Annotated in this window: 16 protein-coding genes and 1 pseudogene; 10 read left to right on the forward strand and 7 right to left on the reverse strand. The window is 69.3% G+C overall.

Features of this window, described 5'->3' with window-relative positions; translation table 11 throughout:
- Positions 1 to 72: 72 nt before the first annotated feature.
- A pseudogene (locus tag CA983_RS29035) lies at positions 73 to 1,398 on the reverse strand (phosphoenolpyruvate carboxylase); the annotation flags it as partial.
- 294 nt (positions 1,399 to 1,692) lie between these two features.
- On the opposite strand from CA983_RS29035, the gene CA983_RS29040 reads away from it, so the two are divergent.
- The 4 genes from CA983_RS29040 to CA983_RS29055 are packed head-to-tail and all read left to right on the forward strand — an operon-like array spanning position 1,693 to position 3,921.
- Positions 1,693 to 2,709, forward strand: a complete 1,017-nt coding sequence (locus CA983_RS29040; protein WP_086603795.1) for an acyl-CoA desaturase — start codon at positions 1,693 to 1,695, stop codon at positions 2,707 to 2,709.
- Positions 2,706 to 3,383 carry a TetR/AcrR family transcriptional regulator gene (locus CA983_RS29045; RefSeq protein WP_086603796.1) on the forward strand — a complete coding sequence of 226 codons (678 nt, stop codon included), beginning with the start codon at positions 2,706 to 2,708 and terminating at the stop codon, positions 3,381 to 3,383. Before CA983_RS29040 ends, CA983_RS29045 begins: the two co-directional genes overlap by 4 nt.
- A 41-nt stretch (positions 3,384 to 3,424) precedes the next feature.
- Entirely contained in the window at positions 3,425 to 3,676 is a 252-nt protein-coding gene (locus CA983_RS29050) for a type II toxin-antitoxin system Phd/YefM family antitoxin (protein ID WP_086603797.1), read from the forward strand.
- A complete protein-coding gene (locus CA983_RS29055; protein WP_086603798.1) occupies positions 3,673 to 3,921 on the forward strand; it encodes a type II toxin-antitoxin system RelE family toxin in 249 nt (82 codons plus the stop codon). The genes CA983_RS29050 and CA983_RS29055 overlap by 4 nt, the downstream gene beginning before the upstream one ends.
- A 7-nt stretch (positions 3,922 to 3,928) precedes the next feature.
- Here CA983_RS29055 and CA983_RS29060 read toward each other — a convergent pair whose 3' ends face one another.
- Positions 3,929 to 4,747 (reverse strand): trans-aconitate 2-methyltransferase, encoded by an 819-nt coding sequence (locus CA983_RS29060; RefSeq protein WP_086603799.1) that lies wholly within the window; start codon positions 4,745 to 4,747, stop codon positions 3,929 to 3,931.
- Between the two features lie 149 nt (positions 4,748 to 4,896).
- Between CA983_RS29060 and tamR the strand changes: the two genes are divergently transcribed.
- Entirely contained in the window at positions 4,897 to 5,394 is a 498-nt protein-coding gene (gene tamR / locus CA983_RS29065) for a MarR family transcriptional regulator TamR (RefSeq protein ID WP_086603808.1), read from the forward strand.
- On the opposite strand, the gene CA983_RS29070 is transcribed toward tamR, so the two are convergent.
- Positions 5,353 to 6,120 carry a LuxR C-terminal-related transcriptional regulator gene (locus CA983_RS29070; RefSeq protein WP_031117914.1) on the reverse strand — a complete coding sequence of 256 codons (768 nt, stop codon included), beginning with the start codon at positions 6,118 to 6,120 and terminating at the stop codon, positions 5,353 to 5,355. The two genes, tamR and CA983_RS29070, sit on opposite strands and share 42 nt — an antisense overlap.
- 305 nt (positions 6,121 to 6,425) lie before the next feature.
- Here CA983_RS29070 and CA983_RS29075 point away from each other — a divergent pair, with 305 nt between their 5' ends.
- The 3 genes from CA983_RS29075 (at position 6,426) to CA983_RS29085 (ending at position 8,685) form a co-directional block, all read left to right on the forward strand.
- Positions 6,426 to 6,884 carry a GNAT family N-acetyltransferase gene (locus tag CA983_RS29075; RefSeq protein WP_086603800.1) on the forward strand — a complete coding sequence of 153 codons (459 nt, stop codon included), beginning with the start codon at positions 6,426 to 6,428 and terminating at the stop codon, positions 6,882 to 6,884.
- An 83-nt stretch (positions 6,885 to 6,967) separates the two neighbouring features.
- Positions 6,968 to 7,615, forward strand: a complete 648-nt coding sequence (locus CA983_RS29080) for a hypothetical protein (protein ID WP_086603801.1) — start codon at positions 6,968 to 6,970, stop codon at positions 7,613 to 7,615.
- The gene (locus CA983_RS29085) at positions 7,615 to 8,685 is read left to right on the forward strand and encodes a hypothetical protein (RefSeq protein ID WP_086603809.1); all 1,071 of its coding nucleotides are present in this window, start codon (positions 7,615 to 7,617) and stop codon (positions 8,683 to 8,685) included. Before CA983_RS29080 ends, CA983_RS29085 begins: the two co-directional genes overlap by 1 nt.
- 57 nt (positions 8,686 to 8,742) lie before the next feature.
- Here the strand turns inward: CA983_RS29085 and galK are convergent, their stop codons facing one another.
- Genes galK through galT form a run of 3 tightly spaced genes read right to left on the reverse strand, consistent with a single transcriptional unit; the run spans position 8,743 to position 11,967 of the window.
- Positions 8,743 to 9,918: a galactokinase gene (gene galK, locus CA983_RS29090; RefSeq protein ID WP_086603802.1), complete on the reverse strand. Its 1,176-nt coding sequence runs from the start codon at positions 9,916 to 9,918 to the stop codon at positions 8,743 to 8,745.
- A gap of 28 nt (positions 9,919 to 9,946) precedes the next feature.
- On the reverse strand, positions 9,947 to 10,909 hold the full coding sequence (galE, locus tag CA983_RS29095) for a UDP-glucose 4-epimerase GalE (RefSeq protein WP_086603803.1): 963 nt from the start codon (positions 10,907 to 10,909) through the stop codon (positions 9,947 to 9,949).
- Entirely contained in the window at positions 10,906 to 11,967 is a 1,062-nt protein-coding gene (gene galT, locus CA983_RS29100) for a galactose-1-phosphate uridylyltransferase (protein WP_086603804.1), read from the reverse strand. The genes galE and galT overlap by 4 nt, the downstream gene beginning before the upstream one ends.
- Before the next feature lie 164 nt (positions 11,968 to 12,131).
- Between galT and CA983_RS29105 the strand changes: the two genes are divergently transcribed.
- Both CA983_RS29105 and CA983_RS29110 read left to right on the forward strand, forming a co-directional pair.
- Complete coding sequence (locus CA983_RS29105) at positions 12,132 to 13,811, forward strand: sodium:solute symporter family protein (protein ID WP_086603805.1); 1,680 nt, start codon at positions 12,132 to 12,134, stop codon at positions 13,809 to 13,811.
- Positions 13,812 to 13,829: 18 nt separating this feature from the next.
- Positions 13,830 to 14,144, forward strand: coding sequence for a hypothetical protein (locus tag CA983_RS29110; RefSeq protein ID WP_086603806.1), 315 nt, complete (start codon positions 13,830 to 13,832; stop codon positions 14,142 to 14,144).
- 33 nt (positions 14,145 to 14,177) lie between these two features.
- Here CA983_RS29110 and CA983_RS29115 read toward each other — a convergent pair whose 3' ends face one another.
- Complete coding sequence (locus tag CA983_RS29115; RefSeq protein WP_086603807.1) at positions 14,178 to 14,456, reverse strand: ATP-binding protein; 279 nt, start codon at positions 14,454 to 14,456, stop codon at positions 14,178 to 14,180.
- Positions 14,457 to 14,508: the final 52 nt, after the last annotated feature.

Here is a 14,508-nt window from a genome sequence, read left to right on the forward strand (position 1 = left end):
TCCTTGGCGAGCAGCTTGGTGCGGTAGTCGCGGGGCATGTCCGCGTACCGCCAGGACTCCTCACCGAGCCGGTTCCTTGGCGAGCAGCTTGGTGCGGTAGTCGCGGGGCATGTCCGCGTACCGCCAGGACTCCTCACCGAGCCGGTCGAACAGCTGGCCGAGGGCGTGGTGGTGGGCGTCCGCGTGTTCGCGTACGTCCATGGTGGCGAGCTGGAGGCCGAAGGCGGCCAGGGTGCGGATGGTGCGGGCGAGGCGGCCGTCGGCGAAGAGGCCGCCGCGGTGCTCGCGCAGGGAGTTCTGGATGATCCGCAGGTCGCTGATCAGCTCGCTGGTGCCGAGGTAGTCGCGGCCGGGCACGTGCGCGGTGCCCTTGGCGAGGCGCTGCTTGGTGTTCTCCAGCTTCTGCCGGATGCAGGTGGCCTTGAGCCGGTAGGGCTCCTCGGCGTTGAGGCGCTTGTAGCGGGGGCTGATCTCGGGGAGGTTCTCCAGGTCGGCCTGGAGGGAGCTCAGCAGTTCCTCGGTGGCGCCGGCGTAGCGGATGGAGTTGGACAGGAAGCCGCGCAGCTCGTCGATCGTGTCCAGGGCGTCGTTGATGCCGTGCTCGTGCTGGAGGATGAGGACGTCCCAGGTGACCTGGGGGGTGACGTTGGGGTTGCCGTCGCGGTCGCCGCCGATCCAGGTGCCGAAGGTGAGGGGGCGGGTGTCGTCGGGGAGCTTGACGCCGGCGCGCTCCAGTTCGGCGGTGAGGTCCTCCAGGACGTCGCCGACGGCGCCGGCGTGGAGTTCGTCGAGGTAGTAGATGGCGTTGCGGGCCTCGTCGGCGGGCTCGGGGCGGACGACGCGCAGTTCGTCGGTCTGCCAGACGAGGTYGATGTTCTCGGCCAGCCGGATGTCGAGGCGGCGGCGGTCCGACTCGATGACCGGCGTCTCCAGGAGCGCGGCGACGCGCCGGAGCTTGTTCAGGACCGACCGGCGCGCGGCCTCGGTCGGGTGGGCCGTGAACACGGGGCGGACGTTGAGGTGGCGGACCGTCTCGCGCAGGTGCTCGGGGTCGGCGTCCTTGAGCCGGTCGGCCGTACGGGCGAGCAGTCCGCCCTCGGCGGCGCGGCGGGCGCGCAGCTCGCGGCCGCGGTGGACCTGTTCGGTGACGTTGGCCAGGTGGAAGTAGGTGGAGAAGGCGCGGACCAGCTTGGCCGCGGTGTCGAGTTCGGTGCCGCGCAGCAGCTCGGCGGCGGCCTCGCCGTCCTCACGGGTGAGGCGGCGTACCTTCTCGACCAGCTCCAGGAGCTCGGGGCCCTCCTGCCGGACGAGGGTCTCTCCGAGGAGGTCGCCCAGTCGGCGGATGTCGGCACGCAGCTCACTGCTCGTCGTCGTGGTCTGGTCGTCGGCACTGCTCACAGGTGCGGCTCCTTGCAGTGTTGAAGCTCGTCTGGGAGGGGGTACCCGGACGGCGTCTCGCGCGGCAGGCGCCGCATACGGGCCGGACATCCGGGAAGAAAACAGAGCGGACCGCGCTGTCCGACCGACTCCAGGATAGGTGTCGGCCGGGACGCGCAGGCTCTCGGGCTCTTGCCGCCGGGCGACGCGCTGCCATACTTACGAAGCCGTAGGTTACGGAACCGTAGGAAGCGCTGCGGGGTTCCCGTGCCCCGGCACCATCTTCACCATCCACATACCCCCCAGGGGACGCGTATGACCAGTAGTTCCGACGTGATCGAGAACGCCCCGAAGGCGTCCGGTCAGGCCACCGACGAAGCTCCCGCCGCCACGCTGGGCGGCGAGCGGAAGCGGTCCATCGAGCAGATCGCCCTCCTCCTCTTCATCACCGTCCCGTTCCTCGCGCTGCTGGCGGCCGTGCCGCTGGCCTGGGGCTGGGGGGTGAGCTGGCTGGATCTCGGTCTGCTGGTGTTCTTCTACTTCCTGGGGTGCCACGGCATCACGATCGGTTTCCACCGTCACTTCACCCACGGTTCCTTCAAGGCCAAGCGGCCGCTGAAGATCGCGCTGGCAGTCGCCGGGTCCATGGCGGTCGAGGGTCCGCTGGTCCGCTGGGTGGCCGATCACCGCAAGCACCACAAGTTCTCCGACGCGGAGGGCGACCCGCACTCGCCGTGGCGGTTCGGCGAGACGCTGCCGGCCCTGATGAAGGGCCTGTGGTGGGCGCACATCGGATGGATGTTCGACGAAGAGCAGACTCCGCAGGAGAAGTACGCCCCGGACCTGATCAAGGACAAGACGCTGCGCGCGATCTCCCGCCAGTTCGTCCTGTGGACGGTCGTGTCCCTGGCCCTCCCGGCGCTGATCGGCGGCCTGGTCACGATGTCCTGGTGGGGCGCGTTCACGGCGTTCTTCTGGGGATCGCTCGTCCGGGTGGCCCTGCTGCACCACGTGACGTGGTCGATCAACTCGATCTGTCACGCGGTGGGCAAGCGCCCCTTCAAGTCGCGCGACCGCTCGGGCAACGTGTGGTGGCTGGCGATCCTGTCCTGCGGTGAGTCCTGGCACAACCTGCACCACGCCGACCCCACCTCCGCGCGGCACGGCGTGATGCGCGGCCAGCTGGACTCCTCCGCCCGGCTGATCCGCTGGTTCGAGATGTTCGGCTGGGCGTACGACGTGCGCTGGCCGTCACGCTCGCGTATCGATTCGCGCCGTGACACCGGGGAAGGCGGCTCCCCACGCGGGAAGGAGTCCGTCAAGGCGGCATGATGGTCGCTGTGGCGACCGACTCGAGCAGCACCCCCAGCAACGACAAGCCGCGGCGAGTGCGTCGCACCCGGATGACCGGTGCCGAGCGCCGCCAGCAGCTGCTGGAGATCGGTCGCACGCTCTTCGCCGCGAAGGGTTTCGAGGGCACGTCGGTGGAGGAGATCGCGGCGAAGGCCGGGGTCTCCAAGCCGGTGGTCTACGAGCATTTCGGCGGCAAGGAGGGGCTGTACGCGGTGGTCGTGGACCGCGAGATGCGGCGTCTGCTGGACATGGTGACCAGTTCCCTGACCGCCGGCCACCCGCGTGAGCTGTGCGAGCAGGCGGCCTTCGCCCTGCTGGACTACATCGAGGAGTACACGGACGGTTTCCGCATCCTGGTCCGTGACTCCCCCATCCCCCAGTCGACGGGTTCCTTCGCCTCGCTCATCTCGGACATCGCCACGCAGGTCGAGGACATCCTGGGCCGCGAGTTCAAGAGCCGCGGCTTCGACCCGAAGCTGGCCCCGCTGTACGCCCAGGCCCTGGTCGGCATGGTCGCCCTGACCGGCCAGTGGTGGCTGGACGTACGCAAGCCGAAGAAGGCCGAGGTGGCCGCGCACCTGGTCAACCTGGCGTGGCACGGGCTGGACGGGCTGGAGGCGAAGCCGCACTTGATAGGGCGCCGCAAGAGCTGAAGCAATGGACCACGAGATTAATCTTGTGACACCATGTGCGCATGACTGAGATCACGATCAGCGCGGCCCGTTCCCAGCTCGGCGACCTGGTCCGGCGCGCGGCCCACAGCCGCGAGACCATCGCCATCACCGACCACGGCCATGTGGCGGCGCTGCTCGTGTCTCCGCAGGTGATAGAGGATCTCGAAGACGCCCTGGCTGTCGCGGACTATCAGCGGCGCAAGGCGGAGGGCACGCTTGGTCCGGGCATCCCGCACGAAGAGGTCGGGCGCATGCTGGGGCTGCGTCCGTGACCTACCGCATCATTTGGGAGCCGACCGCCATGAATGCGGCCGTACGCTTCCTCAAGGACGATCCGGCCGGGTTGTCGGCCGTGTACGAAGCCGTCGACGCGCTCGCCGAAAACCCCCGCCCCGCGGGATCGGTCCCGTACGGAGTGGACATCCGCCGCCTGCGAGTCGGTGACTACCGCGTCATGTACGTCATCGACGACGACACGATCCACATCCTCGTCACCCACCTGGGCCGCACCGCCTGACAACCGGTCAGGCCCGTTTCCGAGCCACCGCGAACACCCGGCGGAACGGGAACGGGGTGCCGTGCGGGCCCGCCGGATAGGCCTCGCGCAGGGCGGTCCGGTACTCGGCGAGGAAGCCGTCCCGCGCCTCGGGGTCGTCGGCGAGGGCGGTCAGCACGGGCCGCAGGCCGGTGCCCTTCACCCAGTCGAGCACGGGGTCCTCGCCCTGGAGCAGATGGATGTACGTCGTCTCCCACACGTCGGCGGTGCAGCCGAGCGAGGTGAGCCGCTCCAGGTAGGCCTCGGGGGTGAGGACGGCGTCGGCGTGGCGCAGGGTGCCTGCGAGCCGGTCGCGCCGGCGCGGTGCGTGCGCCAGTTCGCGCATGAGGCGGTGGCTGGGGGCGTCGAAGTTCCCGGGCACCTGGAAGGCGAAGACCCCGGCGGGTTTCAGCGCGGCCACCCAGTCGGCGAACCGGTCGACGTGCCCCGGCACCCACTGGAGCGTGGCGTTGCTGACGATCAGGTCGCAGGGCTCGCCCGGCGTCCACGTACGGACGTCGGCGTGGGCGAAGTCGAGCCGGCCACCGCCCGGGGTGGGCCCCTCGTGATCGACATGGGCCTTGTCGAGCATCGCGGGCGAGTTGTCGTAGCCGGTGATCCGGGCGGTGGGCCAGCGGGCGGCGAGCAGCGCGGTGACATTGCCCGGGCCGCAGCCGAGGTCGGCGATGCGGGGAGGGTCGCCGGGGAGGTCGGGGACGCGGGCCAGAAGGTCGGTGAAGGGGCGGGCGCGGTGCCCGGCGTGGCGGAGGTACTGGGCGGGGTCCCAGGTGGTCGTGGCCGCGGGCATGGGTCCTCCTGGTGTCCTGATGGGGTCCCGGTGGTTTCCTGGTAGTGACGGCAAGGAGCGCACACACAGCGTGACACCCCATTTATCTCGACGTCAAGAAAATGAACATCAAGAGACTCTACGTCGACACAACCACTACACTGATCGCCATGGAGGACGAGGTCGACCGGCTGGTCGCAGCATGGCGCCGGGAGCGCCCGGACCTCGACGTCGAACCGCTTGAGGTGCTCAGCCGCGTGAGCAGACTGGCCCGGCATCTGGACCGGGCACGCCGGCTGGCCTTCTCGGAGCACGGCCTGGAGCCGTGGGAGTTCGACGTCCTGACGGCGCTGCGCCGCGCGGGCACGCCGTACCAGCTGTCGCCGGGACAGCTCCTCACCCAGACCCTGGTCACGTCCGGCACGATGACGAACCGCATCGACCGCCTGGCAAAGAAGGGCCTGGTGGAACGCCTCCCCGACCCCAGCGACCGCCGCGGCGTCCTGGTCCGGCTGACGGACGAGGGCCGGGACCGCGCGGACCAGGCCCTGGCCGGCCTGCTGGACCAGGAGCGCGCGATCCTCGCGGAGCTCACCCGGGCCCAGCGCAGCGAACTCGCGGGGCTCCTACGCCAGCTGACCGCCCCGTTCGACAACATCCCCGGCTAGATCGACCGGCCCGACCCCGGCTCGCCGGGCCAGGGCGACGGCGGCGAGCGTGGAATGCACCCCCAGCTTGCCCAGCACGTTCTGCATGTGCGTACGCACCGTGTGCGGCGACAGATACAGGCGCTCGGCGACAGCCTTGCGCCCCAGCCCCGCCACCATGCACCGCAGCACTTCCCGCTCACGCGGAGTGAGCGACTCCACCAGCCGCTCGCTCTCCGTGCGGTGCTTGCGGGCGGCGGTCAGCTCGCGCAGCACGCCGGTCAGCAGGGCGGGCGGCAGATGCGTCTCGTCCCGCAGCACGCCCCGGATGACGGTGAGCAGCCGGGACAGCGAGCAGTCCTTGGCGACCCACCCGGAGGCCCCGGCCTGGAGGGCCAGCGCGGCCCGGCGCGGGTCGTCCTTCTCGGCGAGCACGACGATCCGTACGTTCGGCTGCGCGGACCGCACCCCCGTGACGAGGGAGATCCCGTCGACGAGCCCGTCCTCGTTGCCCTCCTGCACGGGTACGGCCGGGCGGGCGCCGGGCACCTTGCCGCCCAGATCGGCGTCGACGAGCAGCACGTCGAACCGCCGCCCCTCGGCGACCGCCCGCTCCAGACTGCGCAGCGCGGCGGGGCCGCTGCCGGCCGCGGAGACGTCGACATCGGGCTCGGCGGCGAGGGCCGCCGCGAGTGACTCGGCGAAGATGCGATGGTCGTCGACGACCAGGACTCGGATGCGAACCACGTAACCCCCTTCCCCAGGCTCCTGAAGAGCAGGGGATACCCCATCGTCGGAAGACAACACCGCGCGGGTACGACGCCGGGGTGTCCGGGTCCGCTGCATCTGTCCGTCCGTCCTCGCAGCAGCCTGGCCGGGTCGCCGCAGCCGCACGGCCGCCGCCGTGCAGAAACCGCTACCCCCACCCCGGGCGTCGTACCCGGCTGTCTCGCCCCCTGATCGGCACCGGCCCCCACCGGTGCTGTTCATCAGAGTACGGCCGGGGGCCCGGAGCGGAAGGTTATTTGCAGAACTGACTGTCCTGCGCGTTTATGGTGTGCCGCATGTTCCGTCTTGAGACAGAAGTCGACAAGGCCCGACGTGATCTGCTCCGCACGCGTCTGCGGGAAACGAACACAGCCGCCTCTCCGGTCCTGCGAGCCCTGCGCGGAACGCCGGACGAAAGGGACATCCCCTTGCACGTGTGGGCTGTGAACGACAGGACCGACGACCTGGCGGGCGGCCTCGTCGGCTACACCTGGGCGACCTGGCTGCACGTCACCTACCTGTGGGTCGACGAACGCCACCGCGGGGCGGGCCTCGGGGCCGGGTTGCTTCGGCAGGCGGAACGCATCGCGTCCGAGCAGCGCGGGTGCCGGGCGGCCCGCCTGGAGACGTGGGAGTTCCAGGCGCCGCGGTTCTACGAGAAGCAGGGGTACGAGGTGGTGTGCGTGATCCCGGACTATCCGCCGGGGATCACGGAGTACACGCTGACGAAGCGGCTGGGCTGAAGACCTCGTTGCCGTCGCGGTTCGGTCCATCGATAGCGTTGGTTCGCTTGAGTTATCCCCCCACATCACCAACGGGAGACACAGTGAACCGCCCTGCTCGGCTCGTGACAGCCGCGCTCACCGTATCGACGGCCCTGCTCCTGACCGCATGCGGTTCGGGAGGAGACGACTCGGCCTCCGACAAGATCGAGGGTGCCGCCGCCGGTGACGGGAAGACGTCAGCCAGCCCTTCCGCATCGGCTTCGCAAGGCGGCGTCAAGCGGCCGGAGATCACTCTGTCCAAGGACTTTCAGGCAGACTTCGAGAGCTGGACCAATAGTGATCCGAAGCTTCAGGCGATCCTGAACGACGGCCGTGAGGAGCTGCGGTCGAAGTACGCGGCGGTCATCGAGGCCGACCCGGAATCGGACGCCGTGGCGTTCTACAACTCCGCGGCCACCCAGGCGACTGCCCGCAAGTGGATCAAGCAGTTCACGGACGACCACGACAGCATCATCGGCAGGGTCAGGGTCTTCGACCCCCAGGTTCACATCAGCGACACCGGTTCCGGTGTGCTCTTCTACTGCGTCGACGAACGCCAGGCATCCACGAAGAACCGCAAGACCAAGAAGATCGTCAACACTCCGGACGAGCCCGAATCGCTCATCCAGTACCGCCTCCGGCTCGACAGGAGTTCCCAGGGTGTGTGGAAGACCACCTCGCTGACCACCGTCCCGGGGGCGTGCAGCTGATGCGATTCGCGGCGAAGGCAGGTGCTGTCCTCGCAGCATCGGCCTCCACCCTTGTCCTGTCGTGCACGTCTGCCTATGCCATAGGGGACGACGAGTCCCAGGCGCCACCCTCGGGCGGGGCCGGCGGTGCGTCCGGGGGCACGCTGACGGCATCGGCCGCCACCACCCGTATCAAGGTGACGCAGGAAAGCGGCGGCACGGGCAGCTCCACCCAGTCGCTCGCCCCGGTGGATCCCAACTGGGAGCCGCCGGCGTGCTGGTACGAGCCCGTGGCGACGCCCCAGCAGCTCAAGGCAGCCGTGGACCGGCTCAAGAAGAACCCCAACGGCGATCTCGTTCCCGTCACCCCCAGTCTCAGCTGGGGCGAGGAACTCATGGTGGACCACTACGAGAAGGGACAGGACAACACCGACAGCGGGTTCAGCTACAAGAACTACAACCTCGGCAAAGACGGAATGTTCTGGCGCGGAGTGATCAACAAGAACCGGGAGAACGACGCCGAGTCGTACGACTGCGAGCGCACCCTGTTCTGGCAGAACGCCAATACTCTCCCTGACGACGACCACGCCCCCACGCCTGACATCCTCGCCGGCTACGCGTACGACAAGATCAACGTGCCGCAGACCGAGGTCGAGCTGAAGCCCGCGACCAGGTCGACCGTGAACCTGCCGACCTGGGTGTGGCTTGACGAGGCGACCTTCAAGGAGGTCAGGGTCCGCGCCGAGCTGCCCGATGCCGGCGTCTGGGCGGAGACAACGGCCAAGCCGGTCGCCCTGCACCTGGACCCCGGCACCGAGGACGCCGAGACCTACCCGGCGTCCGGCGACTGCGCCATCGACGACGACGGATCCATCGGCACGCCATACACCAAGGGCGATGCCGGCCGGACTCCGCCGTGTGGCGTCCGATACCTCCGGGCCACGAACGGCACGCCATACCAGCTGAAGGCGTCGATCACCTGGGAGATCTCCTGGGAGGGCTCCGGCGGCGCGCAGGGCGACCTGCCGGACGGGACCTTCGAGACGACCCAGGCGATGACCGTCCAGGAGATCCAGTCCGTCAACCGCTGAAGCCGGGCGGGAAGTCGGGCGCCCTCGAGTGCGGGCGCCCGACTCTCTGCCTGGGTGTCAGCGGAGGCGGCGGGCGCCTGCTGAGGGCACCGCCTCGAAGACCCGCGGTGTCGTGAAGCCCGCCGCCGAGAACGCCTCCGTCACCGCCTTGGTGATCGCGTCCACGTCGGTCTCCTCCGCGAGGACGATCGCCGAGCCGCCGAAGCCGCCGCCGGTCATGCGGGCGCCCAGGGCGCCGGAGGACAGGGCCGTGTCGACGACCAGGTCCAGTTCGGGGCAGGAGATGCGGAAGTCGTCGCGCAGGGAGGCGTGGCCCTCGACCAGGATCGGGCCGATCGCGCGCGTGTCGCCCGACTCCAGCAGGGACACCACCCGTTCGACGCGCTCGTTCTCCGTGACGATGTGGCGGACCAGGCGGCGGACCTCCTCCTCGTCGCCGAGGCGGGCCAGGGCCGCGTCCAGTTCCGCGTACGGCACGTCCCGCAGGGCGTCGACGCCGAGCAGCGCCGCGCCCTTCTCGCAGCCCGCGCGGCGCTTGCCGTACTCGCCCTCGCTGTGGGAGTGCTTGACCTGGGTGTCGACCACGAGCAGGCGCATGCCCTCGGCCGCCAGGTCGAAGGGGATCTGGCGCTGGGAGAGGTCCCGGGTGTCGAGGAACAGGGCGTGGCCCGCCTCGCAGCACGCGGACGCGGTCTGGTCCATGATGCCGACCGGGGCGCCCACGTAGACGTTCTCCGCTCGCTGGCACAGGCGGGCCAGTTGCCAGCCGCGGAGGTCGAGGGAGAAGAGGTCGTTCAGGGCCAGCGCCACGACCACTTCCAGCGCCGCCGACGACGACAGGCCCGCGCCCGAGGGGACCGTGGAGGACAGGTGGATGTCCGCGCCGGTCACCGCGTGGCCGGCCTCGCGCAGGGCCCACACCACGCCCGCCGGGTACGCCGTCCAGTTCTTGTCCGACTCGGGGGACAGGTCGTCCAGGCGGAGTTCGGTCACCCCGCCCTCGACGTCCGCCGAGTGGAGGCGCAGCACGCCGTCCGCACGGCGGGAGACCGCCGCCACCGCCTTGTGCGGCAGGGCGAACGGCATGACGAAGCCGTCGTTGTAGTCGGTGTGCTCGCCGATGAGGTTGACGCGGCCCGGCGCCGCCCAGACTCCGTGCGGCTCGGCGCCGTACAGCTCCGTGAACCGCTGGGCGACCGCTCCGGCGACCGTGTCGGCAACAGCCTCGCTCATGCCTGACCCCTGACCCTTCGTTCCTGTTCTAGTTGCCGCGCCGCTGCGCGAAGTCCCACGCGTCCGCGACGATTCCGTCGAGGTCCGCGCGGGACGGGTTCCAGCCCAGCTTCTCGCGGGCCGTGGCGGCCGATGCCACCAGGACCGCCGGGTCGCCGCCGCGGCGGGGGGCCACGACCTCGGGGATCGGGTGGCCCGTCACCCGGCGGACCGTCTCGATGACCTCGCGGACGGAGAAGCCGTTGCCGTTGCCGAGGTTGCAGATGAGGTGCTCGCCGGGAGCGGCGGCCTTCAGGGCCAGCAGGTGGGCCTCGGCCAGGTCCGCGACGTGGATGTAGTCGCGCACGCAGGTGCCGTCCGGCGTCGGGTAGTCGTCGCCGAAGACGGAGATCGCCTCGCGCCTGCCCTGGGCGACCTGGAGGACGAGCGGGATCAGGTGGGACTCGGGGTCGTGGCGCTCGCCGTACTCGCCGTACGCCCCGGCCACGTTGAAGTACCTCAAGGACACCGCGCCCAGTCCGTGGGCCGCCGCCTCGCCGGTGATCATGTGGTCGACGGCGAGCTTCGAGGCGCCGTAGGGGTTGGTCGGGGCAGTCGGCGCCGACTCGACGATCGGGACCTGCTCCGGCTCGCCGTACGTCGCCGCCGTCGAGGAGAAGACGAGCGTGCGGACGCCCGCCTCGCGCATCGCCGCCAGCAGGGCCATGGTGCCGCCGACGTTGTTGTCCCAGTACTTCTCCGGCTTCACGACCGACTCGCCGACCTGCGAGAACGCGGCGAAGTGCAGAACACCGTCGAACGAGGAATCCAGCCATTTGGCGGCGTCTCGGATGTCGCCCTCGACGAACGTCGCCCCGGCGGGGACGCCCTCACGGAAACCGGTCGACAGGTTGTCGAGGACGTGGACCTCGTGACCGGCCTCCAGCAGGTGCTGTGCGACCACGCTGCCGACGTAGCCCGCGCCGCCCGTCACCAGGTACTTCCCGCTCATGAACTCGCTACCTCTCGCAGTCGCTCGGCCGCGCGCTCCGGCGGCACGTCGTTGATGAACACGTTCATACCGGACTCGGAACCCGCGAGGAACTTCAGCTTGCCGGAAGTACGGCGGATGGTGAAAAGCTCGAGGTGAAGCGCGAAGTCCTCCCGGACGACCCCGTCGAACTCCTCCAGCGCGCCGAACGGGGCCTGGTGCCAGGCCGCGATGTACGGGGTCGGAGGCTCGCCCTCACCGAAGATCCGGTCGAAGCGCCTCAAGAGTTCCAGGTAAACCTTGGGGAACTCTGTGCGCGCGGCCTCGTCCAGCCCGAGCAGGTCGGGCACGCGGCGCTTGGGGTACAGGTGGACCTCGTACGGCCAGTGCGCCGCGTACGGCACGAAGGCCACCCAGTGTTCACCCTCCAGGACGATCCGTTCCTCGGCGAGTTCACGCTCCAGGACGGCGTCGAAGAGGTTCTCCCCGCCCGTCATCTCCTTGTGGGCCGCGACGGAGCGGAGCATCAGGGCGGTGCGCGGGGTGGTGAACGGGTAGGCGTAGATCTGCCCGTGCGGGTGCTGGAGGGTCACGCCGATCTCGGCCCCACGGTTCTCGAAGCAGAACACCTGCTCGACGGAGGGGAGATGGGACAGCTCGGACGTACGGTCGGTCCAGGCTTCCAGCACCAGGGCCGCCTGCTCCTCACTGAGGTCGGCGAAGGCCGCGTTGTGGTCGGACGTGAAGCAGACGACCTCGCACCGGCCCGAGTCGCCGGCCAGCGAGGGGAAGCGGTTCTCGAAGACGACGACGTCGTACGACGAGTCCGGGATCTCGCTCAGCCGGTCCCCCTCGGAGGGGCACAGGGGGCACTCGTCGGCCGGCGGATGGTAGGTGCGGCCCTGGCGGTGCGAGGCGACGGCGACGGAGTCGCCGAGCAGGGGGTCGCGGCGGATCTCGGACGTGGTGACGGTGCGGTCCAGCGGGCGGCGGTCGGCCGCGTCCCGCACGCTGTCGTCACGCAGGTCGTAGTAGATGAGCTCGCGACCGTCGGCCAGCCGGGTCGAGGTCTTCTTCACGCCGCACTCCTCATCCTTCAAACATAACCCAACACACCAAAACACGACTCTCCCCAATTGTCAACATCACAATCAAACAAAGAGCATCAGCAGACGTGTTCAATCATTGAAGACGAAGGCGTAGATTCCGCGAGGTATCGGTTCACGCAACGAAGCGAGGGCTCATGCATCCCCCCACCCCTCTGGCAGCCGAGCTGCGACTCCCCACGAACTGGCTCGACTACACGATCCTCGGCATCTACTTCGTCGTCGTCCTCGGCATCGGCTTCGCCGCCCGCCGCTCGGTGAAGACCAGCCTCGACTTCTTCCTCTCCGGCCGTTCCCTGCCCGCCTGGGTCACCGGCCTCGCGTTCATCGCCGCCAACCTGGGCGCCACCGAGATCCTCGGCATGGCCGCCAACAGCGCGCAGTACGGCGTCTACACCACGCACTGGTACTGGATCGGCGCCATCCCCGCCATGGTCTTCCTCGGCCTGGTGATGATGCCCTTCTACTACGGCTCCAAGGTCCGCTCGGTCCCGGAGTTCCTGCTGCTGCGCTTCGACAAGGCGGCGCACCTGCTCAGCTCGGGCCTCTTCGCCTGCGCCGCCATCCTCATCGCCGGCGTCAACCTCTACGCCCTGGCCATCGTCGTCGAGGCGCTGCTGGGCTGGCCGCAATGGGTGGCGATCGTGGTCGCCGGCTTCTTCGTGCTGGCCTACATCACCCTCGGCGGTCTGTCCTCGGCGATCTACAACGAGGTCCTGCAGTTCTTCGTCATCCTCGCCGCGCTCATCCCCATCTCGGTCCTCGGCCTGAAGAAGGTGGGCGGCTGGGACGGCCTGTCCGACTCCCTCACGCAGAGCCGCGGCGCCGACTTCATGACGTCCTGGGGCGGCACGGGCATCGGCAGCGACAACCCGCTGGGCGCGAACTGGCTGACGATCGTCCTGGGCCTCGGCTTCGTCCTCTCCTTCGGCTACTGGACGACGAACTTCGCCGAGGTGCAGCGCGCCCTGTCCGCGAAGAACCTCTCGGCGGCCCAGCGGACGCCGCTGATCGCGGCGTTCCCGAAGATCTTCATCGTGTTCCTGGTGATGATCCCGGGTCTGGTCGCCGCCGTGCTGGTCCCCAAGATCGGCACCGCCGGCTCCGACCTCCAGTACAACGACGCGATTCCCTACCTGATGGAGCAGCTCCTGCCGAACGGCGTGCTGGGCATCGCCGTGACGGGTCTCCTCGCGGCCTTCATGGCGGGCATGGCGGCGAACGTGTCGTCGTTCAACACGGTGTTCACGACCGACATCTGGGCGAAGTACGTCGTGAAGGGGCGGGAGGACGACTACTACGTCCGCTTCGGCCGCCTGATCACCGCGATCGGTGTCCTGGCGTCCATCGGCACGGCGTTCCTGGCGTCGTCCTTCTCCAACATCATGAGCTACCTCCAGACGCTGTTCTCCTTCTTCAACGTGCCGATGTTCGTCGTCTTCATCATCGGCATGTTCTGGAGGCGGACGTCGATGAAGTCGGGCTTCTGGGGCCTGCTCGCCGGCACCACGGCCGCGATGGTCAACTACTTCGTCATCTACAAGCAGGGCATCATCGACATCCCCTCCGACCAGGGGGCGAACTTCGTCTCGGCCATCGCGGGGTTCGTCGCGGGCGCGGTCGTCATGGTGGCGGTGTCGCTCTTCACCGCGCCGAAGCCGGCCGAGGAACTCCAGGGCCTGGTCTACGGCACGACCTCGCCCGGCATGGCGGAGCCGCCGGCACCTGGAGACGAGGCCTGGTACCGCAAGCCGGCGCTGCTGGGCTGGGGCGCGGTGATCCTGGCCGCCGCCTGCTACATCCCGTTCTCGTTCTGACCGAGGGAGGATTGACAGATGTCCGAGTTCTACTCCGAGAAGGACGTGCAGCGGGAAGTCACCGAGCTGCAGGGCAAGTCGGCGACGGCTGCGCGGCTGTTCGACATCCGGCGGATCATCGGCGGGCTGTTCGTGGTCTACGGCGTGATCGTCACGATCGCGGGGTTCACGGCGTCCGACGCCGACATCGACAAGGCGGAGGGCGTCAACATCAACCTCTGGACCGGGCTGGGGATGCTCGCGCTGGGGGTGTTCTTCCTGGTGTGGCTGAAGCTGCGGCCTGTGGCTCCGCCGCCGCCGGGTGTTGTGCCGGGGGATGAACCTAGGGAGTGACGGCGGGCGGCGGCCGGTTGCGCGACTGGGCGCCTACGTCTGTGCGGCGGTGAGGGCGACGGTGATCAACAGGCCGCAGCCTCGTTCCTGCTCCGGGCTCGGGGGAAGGGGCAGCGCGGAAAGCGGGGCCGTACGGTACTCGCCCTCGTCGGTCACGCTGATCGTGACCGTCTCGGCGGCGAGGGCCCAGGCGACGGTGATCGAGTGGCCGTCGCCGTGCTCCAAGGCGTTCGCGACGAGTTCGCCGGTGATCGACTCCAGGTCGTCCGTCGGGCCCCGGGGCAGGCCCCATGCCCGCGCCGTGTCTCGCATGTGGCGGCGGCCGGTTGCGCGACTGGGCGCCTACGTCTGTGCGGCGGTGAGG

Source organism: Streptomyces swartbergensis, assembly GCF_002148965.1.
Taxonomy (GTDB): domain Bacteria; phylum Actinomycetota; class Actinomycetes; order Streptomycetales; family Streptomycetaceae; genus Streptomyces; species Streptomyces swartbergensis.